The following is an 8,941-nucleotide window of genomic DNA, read 5'->3' on the forward strand; positions in this document are numbered from 1 at the left end:
AGGAACACCCACATGTCGCGCGTTTGCGAGCTCACGGGCAAGGGTCGGCAGATCGGCCACAATGTCAGCCACGCCAACAACAAGACGAAGCGCACCTTCCTGCCCAACCTGCAGGCGGTCACGCTGATGTCGGAGGCGCTTGGCCGATCGGTGCGCCTGAAGGTCTCCACCCATGGCCTGCGCTCGGTCGAGCATGTGGGCGGTCTCGACAACTGGCTGCTGAAGTCCAGCGATTCCGACCTCAGCCTGCGTGCCCGTCGCCTGAAGCGCGATGTGGCGAAGAAGGTTTCGGAAGCCGCCGCGGCCTGAAACCCCTTCCCGCCCCTGCGGGGCGGGTCGGCCTGCCTGATTGAAAGCCTGCCCGATTGAAAGAAAGGCCGCTTCGATCCGCTCGAAGCGGCCTTTCTGGCATATCGGCTATTCCGGCAGCAGCTCGAACTTCATCAGGATCGTGCGCTGCAGCCGGTTGAAATTGTCGTCCGACAGCAAATAGACATAGCGCCGCCCGCCCTCGGAGCGAATGGCGATCCCCTCCATATTGTCGACCGTCAGCGGCGGCGCCAGCCGGGCGATCTCCTGCCCCGCCACATGGCTGGCAATCGGCTCGTCGATCACCGCTTCCGAAATGGCCGCCGAAACGCCGGTGAAGGGCGAGAATCGGCGATGCACCACCAGCATGTGCGTCTTGCCGTCCGCGCCTTCGAACAGGTCCATGCCGGTCGGCTCATGCCCCTCGGGCGGGGTCCAGCGGAAAAGGCGGGGCACCGGCCCGTCCCCCGCTTCCAGACCCTGCCGCCCGCCGTCCGCCGCCGGCACCGATTCGGCGAGGATGATGAAGGACTGCCCGCGGGCCGCCGTCGCCTCCATCCCGCCATTCGCCGGCCAGCCTTCGGTGCCCGGGAACAGGCGCCGCTCCTTCGCCGGCAGCGCCAGAGAGGCGGGTTCGCAGGCGCTCACCCCATGGTAACGCTCGGCGCGGTGGTGTTGCTCGTAAAACACCCAGATGTCGCCATCCGCCGTTCGGGCGAGCGATTCGGCATCCGCCGCCGTCTTGCTGGCGGGCGGCGCGCCCTTCTCGTCCAGAAGCGGCGCAAGCCAGGCGGCTTTCAGCCCGGTCAGGCGCTCGCCCTGCTCTTCCGGTTCCAATATCGCCCAGTTTCCGGTGTCCGACACGGAGAGGAACCGCTGGCACCGGGGCTCCCACAACAGGTCGGAAAGGCCGCCAAAACGCTTGTCGGGCGACTCCAGCACCAGCGCCCCCAGGAACCGCAGCCGTCCCACACGGTCGGCGGCGGCATCGGCGGTGCTGAGGGGGACGGGTTTCGCGGCGACGGCAATCTCCCGCACCGGGCCGGAACCGAGCGCAGGCCCCGCCGCATAAACCCCCAGAAGCGCTCCGGCCGCCAGAGCGGCCGAGGCAAGCCCGTTTGTGATCCATATCCGCATGATGCGCCTCCTTGGAACGAATCCCGTTTTGATTGAATCAAAACGGCCGCTCTAACTCCTTGTTTTCCGAACAGGTTCCCGTTCCAACGATTCCATTTGGACGGGACATGCTCCAGGTCGAGAGCCCATACAAGGAATTGATATACTTTCCGTCACCCCGGGCTTGACCCGGGGTCCAGCTTTCCGGCCGGCTTGAGCCAAGAAGCTGGACCCNGAAGGGGAATATGAGGCCCCAAGCTAGCCGCCGCGGCGAAGCCTGTCTTGCCGATGAACGGCCGCTTCAGACTAGTGCAAGTGGCCTTATCGCAATCTTTTCCCACAATCAGGAAAGGGTTCCACAATGCAAAGGGCCATCACTTCCATCGCTGCCGGTCTCGCCGCGCTTTCGCTTGCCGGCCCTGCCTTTGCCGACGATCATCGCCGCGACCGTGGCCGTCAGGAATGGCGCGACAGCCGCGGCGAATCGAGGGCCTATGCTCAGGGCTATCGGCAGGGTGTCCGCCAGGACGCTCGCCGGGACGATCGGCGCGCCTATGCGCAGGGCTATCGCGACGGAGTCCGCGCCGACAGCCGCCGGGACAATCGCAATGGCTGGAACGGCAATCGCTACACGCAGAACGGCTGGAACAATGGTTCCACCTATTATGGCAATCAGAACTGGCGTGGCGCCAGTTATCAGCAGCCCTATTGGTGGGGCTCCAACGGGCAGGTGCATTGCCGCCGCCAGGATGGAACCACCGGCCTCATCGTCGGCGCGCTTGCCGGCGGAACGCTCGGCAATGTGATCGCCCGCGAAGGCGACAAGCGGCTGGGCAGCGTGATCGGCGGAACGCTGGGCGCGGTGCTGGGCAACGAGCTGGCGAAAGGAAATGTCCGCTGCCGCTAAGCGCGGCGGCGCTCAGGCACCAGCCCGGTAACGGGCGATGAAGAACCCGTCCGCCCCGCCGGCTTCCCCCCAAAGCGAAGGCAATGTGCGGACGGTGTTTCCAGCGGGCGACAGGCCCGGTGGAAGCTCGGAAAGGCCGACAGGGTCGGCCTGGAGCCCTGCGGGGGGCGACGCCCCCTCGCCCTCCGCAGGCTCCAACGAGCAGACGGCGTAGACCAGCCGCCCGCCCGGCTTCAGCCAGCGGGCGGCTTGCCGCATCAACGCGGACTGCAGCGCCACCAGCCGGCCGAGATCGAGGTCGGCCTTCAGATAGAGAAGATCCGGATGGCGGCGGAATGTGCCCGTCGCCGAGCAGGGCGCGTCCAGCAGGATGGCGTCGAACCGCCGTCCCGGTTCCCATATCAGCGCATCGGCTTCCACCACCTGCGCGTCGAGGCCAGTGCGTTGCAGATTGGCGCGAAGCCGCTTCAGCCTGGAGGCGGACAGGTCCAGAGCGGTGACACGCGCGCCGGCCGCCGCCAGTTGCAGCGTCTTGCCGCCGGGCGCGGCGCAAAGGTCCAGAACCTCCAGCCCCCCGACCGGCCCCAGCAGCCGCGCCGGCAAGCCGGCGGCGATGTCCTGCACCCACCAGTCGCCGGTGTCGAAACCGGGAAGCGCTTCCACCGCCTGCGAGCCCGGCAGGCGCAGATGCCCCGGCATCAGGCTGACGGCGCCCAGCTTTTCCGCCCACTCGGCTGTGCGGCCGGCATCCTTCAGCGCCAGATCGGTGGGCGGCACGCCGGCGAGGCGATGCGCGGCGGCGGCCACCTCGGCTTCGCCCCAGGCGTTGCCCCAACGCTCCGCCCAGATGGGCGGCAGCGACGGCGGCGGCAATTCCGCCCCTTCCCGGAACAAGGTGGAGAGCACGCCATGCACCAGCCGGCGCGGCCCGCCTTCCACCAGCGGCAAGGCCGTGGCGATGGCGGCGTGCGGCGGGGTATCCAGCAGCAGCCGGCCGGCCAGCGCCACGCGCAGCACCTGCCGCGCCCGCGCATCCGCCGGCAGCGGCTTCGCGCAGGCGGAATCGATCAGCGAATCGAGGCCCGGCATATGCCGCAGCACTCCGCCCGTCAGCGCCCGCGCCAATGCCCGGTCGCTGGGCGAAAGCCCGGCCAGATGCCGGTCGAGCTGCCCGTCCAGCGGGCGGCCAAGCACGGTCACGGCATGCAGCAGATGCACGGCCGCGCGCCGGGGCGCCAGCCCCGGCACATCCTCCGGGCGCGCTGCCCGGCTGTCAGCCCCAGGGATTGCGGCGCCTTTGTTGGGCGTTCGGGTTGAGGGCGCTCGGCCTGCGCTCCAGCGCCGGCGCGACGGCCACGGGCGGCAGCAGGCTGCCGGCCATTTCCTCCAGCGCGGCGATGCGGTTTTCCGGCGCCGGATGGGTGCTGAACAGATTGTCGCGCACCCCGCCCAGCCCCGGCTCGATGATATAGAGCGCGGCCGCCGCCGGATTGGCTTCGGCGACGGGGTTCGGAATCCGCTCCGCCGCGCCTTGCAGCTTCGCCAGCGCCGAAGCGAGCTTCAGCGGCTGGCCGCTGATGTCCGCCCCGATGGCGTCGGCGCCATATTCGCGCGTGCGGCTGATCGCCATCTGCACCAGGGCCGCGGCGATCGGGGCGACGATCATCGCCACCAGCGCCACCAGCATGTTGGACTGGCCGTTGCCGCGGCTGCCGCCGAAGAAGAAGGCGAAATTCCCTAGCATGGAAATGGCGCCGGCCAGAGTCGCGGTGATGGTCATCACCAGCGTGTCGCGGTTCTTCACATGCGCCAGTTCGTGCGCCATCACCGCCGCCACCTCGTCGCGGTCCAGCATGCGCATCAGCCCGCTGGTCGCGGCGACGGCGGCGTTTTCCGGGTTGCGCCCGGTCGCGAAGGCATTGGGCTGCGGCTGCTCGACGATATAGACTCGCGGCATCGGCAGTTCGGCGCGTTCCGCCAGCGGCTTCACGATCTCGAACAGCGGGTGGCCCGGCCCCACTTCCTGCGCCTGGTGCATCTTCAGCACCATCTTGTCGCTGTTCCAATAGGCGAACAGGTTCATGCCCGCCGCCATCAGGAAGGCGACCGTCATGCCGGACTGGCCACCGATCAGCCAGCCGATGCCCATGAAGAGGGCGGCCATCGCCGCCATCAGCATGAAAGTGCGAATATGATTCATGGCTCAGCTATTTGGGGGAAGCTGGCGGAAAATCAACGGCCTTCGCCGGCCCCCAGAAAATGGCCGATGCGCTTCCAGTAGCTTACCGGGAAAATCCGCACCACCCAGTCGACGAAGCGGGCGTCCGGCCCGATCAGCACCCGGTGCCGGCCCGCCTCCATGCCGCGCAGGATGGTCTCGGCGGCGTCCTCGGGCGTGGTGCGGGCGGCTTTCTCGAACGCGGCGGCGCTGTCCAGATCGGCGGGCGTGCCCGGCATATGCGCGACCACCTTGGCGTTGCGGGCAACATTCGTCTTGATTCCACCCGGATGCACGCGGATCACCCGCACATTGGGGTCGGTCTCAAGCAATTCCAGATGCAGCGCCTCGGTGAAGCCGCGCACGGCGTATTTGGAGGCGTTGTAGGCGCTTTGCGTGGGGTAGCCCATCAGCCCGAACACGCTGGAGATATTGACGATCCACCCCGCCCCTTGCGCGGCGGCGCGCGCCTTCACATGCGGCAGCGCCTGCCGGCAGCCTTCCACCACCGCGTCGAAGTTCACCGCCATCACCCGGTCGAAATCGCCACGCGGGCAATCGGCGAACGGGGCGACGACCGACAGCCCGGCGTTGTTGACGATCCCGTCCAGCCCGCCGAACTCCGCCGGCACGGCGTCGATCCAGGCTTTCAGCGCGGCATGATCGGTCACGTCGAACACCCTGTAGCTGCAAGGGTAATTGCCGAGCAGCCGCACGGTTTCGGCGAGCCCCGCCTCGTCCCGGTCGGCCAGCGCCACGGTCGCGCCGCGCCGCGCCAGTCCCAGCGCCAGCGCCCGGCCGATGCCGCTGCCGGCCCCCGTCACCGCGATCACTTTTCCCTGCAGTTCGCTCATGCCGCGTCCCACCCCTTCTTATCCTGTCCGAACGCATGCTAAGGGCTGTGCCATGCGCGATAAAGACACCCCCCAAAAGCAAGAGGCACAGGATGTGCCGCAAGCAACGCCCGGCAAGCCGAAGCCGCTGCCGCCCGAAATCGGCGGACGCGACGGCCCGGAGCCGACCCGCTACGGCGATTGGGAAAAGAACGGAATCTGCTCGGACTTCTAGGGCCGGGGGTTCATATTCCCCTCCCCCTCGTCACCCCGGGCTTGACCCGGGGTCCAGCTTTTTCTGCTGGCGCAGCGTTCGAGGAAGAAAGCTGGACCCGGGTCAAGCCCGGGGTGAAGGGAAACTATAACAACGGCTCGTATAGCTTCCCAACCTAGCCGAAACGCGGCCGCGCGGCCTTCAGCCGTTCCAGCACGGCGTCGATGGTCTGCGGCGCCTTCGCATGGCAGAAGCGCACGACGTTGGAAGGCGCGCCCTCCCCTTCGAAAAACGCGCTGACGGGAATGGCGGCGACTCCATGCCGGTCCACCAGTTCGGCGCAGAATTCCACGTCCGTCCTGGCGATCCCCGAAGCCGCGAGGTCGATCGACAGGAACCAGGTCGCCTCCGAGGGCAGGACGGCATAGCCGGCCGCCGCCAGCCCCTGCGCCAGCCGCGCCCGGCTCGCTTCCTGCGCGCGGCGCATGCCTTCCAGCCAAGCCCGTTCCCCCGCCAGCCCTTCGGCCACCGCCTGCTGCAAGGCGGGCGATGTGGTGAAGGTGAGATACTGGTGGGTGGCGGCGATCCGCGCGGCGATGGGCGCGGCGGCCAGCGCCCAGCCGACCTTCCAGCCCGTCACTTCGAAAATCTTGCCGGCCGAGCCGATCTTCACCACCCGCTCCCGCAGCAGCGGGTCGGCCGCCAGAGAGACATGCGGGCGCGCCGCCGGGCGAACCTCTTCCCACACCTCGTCGGCGACGATCAGCAGGTCGTGCGCCCGCGCCACTTCGCCGAGGATGGCGCGCTCGTCGGAGTCCAGCATGCGTCCGGTCGGGTTCACCGGATCGTTCACCAGTATCGCCCGGCACTTCGGCGTGATCGCCGCTTCCAGCGCCGCCCGCCCGACCCGCCACTCCGGCGGTTGCAGGCGGACGAAGCGCGGAGTCGCCCCCGCCCGCCGCACCAGCGGCGCGTAGGCGTCATAGGCGGGCTCCAGGATCACCGCCTCGTCACCCGGCGCCAGCAGCGCGAGGATGGCCGACGCCAGCGCCTCGGTCGCGCCGCTGGTGACGACGATCTCGGCCGCCGGATCATAGGCGAGCGCCTGCGTATCGGCGTAGAAACCGGCGAGCGCCGCCCGCAACGGCTCCGTCCCGCGCATGCGCGGATAATGGTGCGGCCCTTCCAGCAGCGCCCGCGCCGCCGCCTGCCGCACCGAGTCCGGGCCGGCGCCGTCCGGGAACCCCTGCCCCAGGTTGATCGCCCCGCGCTCCACGGCCCGAGCCGACATATGCTCGAAGATGGTGGTGCGGACCGGGATCGGGTCGGCCGGCAAGCCGCTCATTTCGAACGGAGTTTCGAGAAGGGGTTGGTCGCCGCCTTCGCCTGCGCCTCCAGCTCGGCGGCTTCCTCCTCGCTCAGCAGATGCCGCCGGGCGCGGGCCAGCACCTCTTCCGAAGCGCGCGGATAGGGGTCCAGAGCCAGCAGCAGAGACTGCGCGACCGCCTCGGCGAGATCGACGCTCTCGCCCTCCAGCGGCAGCACGTCCAGCGCTTCTTCCTCCAGCTCGATCTCCTGCCCCGGCGCGGCGATGTCCGGCTGGAATTGCAGCGCGATCGCCTCCGCCACATGCGCGGCCACCGGCTCGCCCGAGACGATGCAGGTCTGCGCCACATCCGCCTCGAACCGCCCGGAGACGCGGGCGCCCTGCCCCTCGCGCGACACTTCCAGATCGGCCACAAGCCGGTCGAGGCCGGCCAGGCCGAACCGCTCCACCAGCCCGGCGCGGACCACCGCATCCGCTTCCAGATGGAAGGGCAAGGGCCGGCTGCCCAGTTTCGCCAGCGGCACTTTCAGGCTGAACTGGCCTGTGCCACCCTTCCCGCCTTCGCTCATGCCACATCTCCCGCCAGCAGGGCGGCATCCGGGGTCGCGGCGATGCGCGCGGCCAGCGCCCGCACCGCCTGCGCCAGATCCAGGGCCGCGCCCTCGGGCGGCTCGCCGCGATAGACGTTGCGCGCCAGCGACTCGGCGAGCGGCGCGTCGCCTTCCTCCACCAGCGCCGCGCGATAGCTGCCCAGCCGGCCGCCGAGCGCCCCCATCACCCGCCCCATATGCTTGCCGATCACCATGTCGCCGATGCCGATGTCCCTCAGCGACCCGTCCATGTCGTCCACGAAGCGCTCGGTCAGCACCGAGGTTTCGGTTTTCAGCCCCCGCCCCTCCATCTCCAGCATCACCAGCGCCGTCACCAGCGCCACCATGTCGAAGCGGCCGTCCACCGTGTCGGCGACGGCGTGGCGGAGATACCAGCGCGGCTCGCGGGCGGTCGCGGTGATCCAGTTCCACAAATCGGCAAGCGGCGGCGGCGGCGGGTTCAGGATGCGGGACAGGAAGGACATGAAGGCGGAAATCCTTCGGTTCAGGGGCAATTCATTGGCTGGCGCGATAGTCGGGAATCGAGCCAGCCCGGCACCCTTGCTTGCAAGCGCGCCTTTCCCGCCGCATATGGCCGGGAGAGAGGCGCCTATCAAGCGGACGCCCGAGCATCCTGACGGAGCCTTTGCCCGAATGTCGCCCAAGACCAGCCTGATCCTTCTGCCCGCCCTCGCCGCCGCTCTCGCCGGCTGCAGCACCTCGAAGCAGATGATGAACAATCAGGGCTATATCGCCGACGAGGAACTGGTCGCCTCCGTGCAGCCGGGCGTGGACAACAAGGAGTCGGTGCAGAAGGCGCTCGGCCGCCCGACCATGGCCGCGCAGTGGAGCGACGACACCTGGTATTATGTCTCCCGCAACACCAAGCAGCTCGCCTTCGCCCGGCCCAAGCCGGAGACGCAGCGGGTGCTGATCATCCGCTTCGACAAGGCGGGCAATGTGGCGGGTGTCGAGCGGCGCGGGCTGGAGCAGGTGGCGAACATCTCGCCCAACAGCGACCGCACGCCGACGCTGGGCCGCGAGGCTTCGCTGCTGGAGGATCTGTTCGGGAACCTTGGCACGGTGGGGTCCATGCCGGGTGCGGGGGGTGGCGGGCCTCAGTGACGAGGCCGAAGGCGGCTGCGGCCTGGAGGAGGATTTCGTAGAAATCGTCCGAAGGCCCGCAGACTCGCCGCAGGCACGGCCGGCGGAGTCGCGGCTCTCTAGCCGCGGCCCGTCCGACGGGGAGCGGCTTTGCCGCGCTTTTTTTCTTCTTCCCTGCCCTTCCGGCCGGACTCGGCGGCTTTGCCGCCGGCCGGCTCTCGCTCCGGCCAGCTTCGGTCTTGTTGCACGAACGGCCGCGCGGCCAAGCCGCGCGAGTCCGTTTGGGCGCAGGGAAGGAAAGAAAGAAAAAGCGCGGCTAAGCC

12 protein-coding genes are annotated in these 8,941 nt (G+C 68.9%); 4 read left to right on the forward strand and 8 right to left on the reverse strand.

The features are described from left to right. Positions 1–12: 12 nt before the first annotated feature. Positions 13–309 carry a 50S ribosomal protein L28 gene (gene rpmB / locus L6Q21_RS16365; protein ID WP_237831821.1) on the forward strand — a complete coding sequence of 99 codons (297 nt, stop codon included), beginning with the start codon at positions 13–15 and terminating at the stop codon, positions 307–309. Positions 310–417: 108 nt separating this feature from the next. Here rpmB and L6Q21_RS16370 read toward each other — a convergent pair whose 3' ends face one another. Beyond that, on the reverse strand, positions 418–1,446 hold the full coding sequence (locus L6Q21_RS16370; RefSeq protein WP_237831822.1) for an esterase-like activity of phytase family protein: 1,029 nt from the start codon (positions 1,444–1,446) through the stop codon (positions 418–420). Between the two features lie 340 nt (positions 1,447–1,786). Between L6Q21_RS16370 and L6Q21_RS16375 the strand changes: the two genes are divergently transcribed. Beyond that, the gene (locus L6Q21_RS16375) at positions 1,787–2,332 is read left to right on the forward strand and encodes a glycine zipper 2TM domain-containing protein (protein ID WP_237831823.1); all 546 of its coding nucleotides are present in this window, start codon (positions 1,787–1,789) and stop codon (positions 2,330–2,332) included. 12 nt (positions 2,333–2,344) lie between these two features. On the opposite strand, the gene L6Q21_RS16380 is transcribed toward L6Q21_RS16375, so the two are convergent. The 3 genes from L6Q21_RS16380 to L6Q21_RS16390 are packed head-to-tail and all read right to left on the reverse strand — an operon-like array spanning position 2,345 to position 5,404. Continuing rightward, positions 2,345–3,580, reverse strand: a complete 1,236-nt coding sequence (locus L6Q21_RS16380; protein ID WP_237831824.1) for an RsmB/NOP family class I SAM-dependent RNA methyltransferase — start codon at positions 3,578–3,580, stop codon at positions 2,345–2,347. Between the two features lie 25 nt (positions 3,581–3,605). Then, on the reverse strand, positions 3,606–4,532 hold the full coding sequence (gene htpX, locus L6Q21_RS16385; protein WP_237831825.1) for a zinc metalloprotease HtpX: 927 nt from the start codon (positions 4,530–4,532) through the stop codon (positions 3,606–3,608). A gap of 32 nt (positions 4,533–4,564) precedes the next feature. Next, the gene (locus L6Q21_RS16390) at positions 4,565–5,404 is read right to left on the reverse strand and encodes an SDR family NAD(P)-dependent oxidoreductase (RefSeq protein ID WP_237831826.1); all 840 of its coding nucleotides are present in this window, start codon (positions 5,402–5,404) and stop codon (positions 4,565–4,567) included. Between the two features lie 52 nt (positions 5,405–5,456). On the opposite strand from L6Q21_RS16390, the gene L6Q21_RS16395 reads away from it, so the two are divergent. Next, complete coding sequence (locus L6Q21_RS16395) at positions 5,457–5,618, forward strand: DUF1674 domain-containing protein (protein WP_237831827.1); 162 nt, start codon at positions 5,457–5,459, stop codon at positions 5,616–5,618. Between the two features lie 154 nt (positions 5,619–5,772). Here the strand turns inward: L6Q21_RS16395 and L6Q21_RS16400 are convergent, their stop codons facing one another. The 3 genes from L6Q21_RS16400 to L6Q21_RS16410 are packed head-to-tail and all read right to left on the reverse strand — an operon-like array spanning position 5,773 to position 7,999. Then, the gene (locus L6Q21_RS16400; protein ID WP_237831828.1) at positions 5,773–6,942 is read right to left on the reverse strand and encodes an aminotransferase; all 1,170 of its coding nucleotides are present in this window, start codon (positions 6,940–6,942) and stop codon (positions 5,773–5,775) included. Beyond that, complete coding sequence (locus tag L6Q21_RS16405; protein ID WP_237831829.1) at positions 6,939–7,493, reverse strand: YceD family protein; 555 nt, start codon at positions 7,491–7,493, stop codon at positions 6,939–6,941. Before L6Q21_RS16405 ends, L6Q21_RS16400 begins: the two co-directional genes overlap by 4 nt. Continuing rightward, on the reverse strand, positions 7,490–7,999 hold the full coding sequence (locus tag L6Q21_RS16410) for a ubiquinol-cytochrome C chaperone family protein (RefSeq protein WP_237831830.1): 510 nt from the start codon (positions 7,997–7,999) through the stop codon (positions 7,490–7,492). The genes L6Q21_RS16405 and L6Q21_RS16410 overlap by 4 nt, the downstream gene beginning before the upstream one ends. Before the next feature lie 169 nt (positions 8,000–8,168). Here L6Q21_RS16410 and L6Q21_RS16415 point away from each other — a divergent pair, with 169 nt between their 5' ends. Beyond that, a complete protein-coding gene (locus tag L6Q21_RS16415; protein ID WP_237831831.1) occupies positions 8,169–8,639 on the forward strand; it encodes an outer membrane protein assembly factor BamE in 471 nt (156 codons plus the stop codon). 98 nt (positions 8,640–8,737) lie between these two features. Here L6Q21_RS16415 and L6Q21_RS16420 read toward each other — a convergent pair. Beyond that, positions 8,738–8,941, reverse strand: a 204-nt coding sequence (locus tag L6Q21_RS16420; RefSeq protein WP_237831832.1) for a hypothetical protein, incomplete at its 5' end; no start/stop codon positions are given.

The organism is Sandaracinobacteroides sayramensis (genome assembly GCF_022014495.1).
In the GTDB taxonomy this organism is placed as follows: Bacteria; Pseudomonadota; Alphaproteobacteria; order Sphingomonadales; family Sphingomonadaceae; genus Sandaracinobacteroides; species Sandaracinobacteroides sayramense.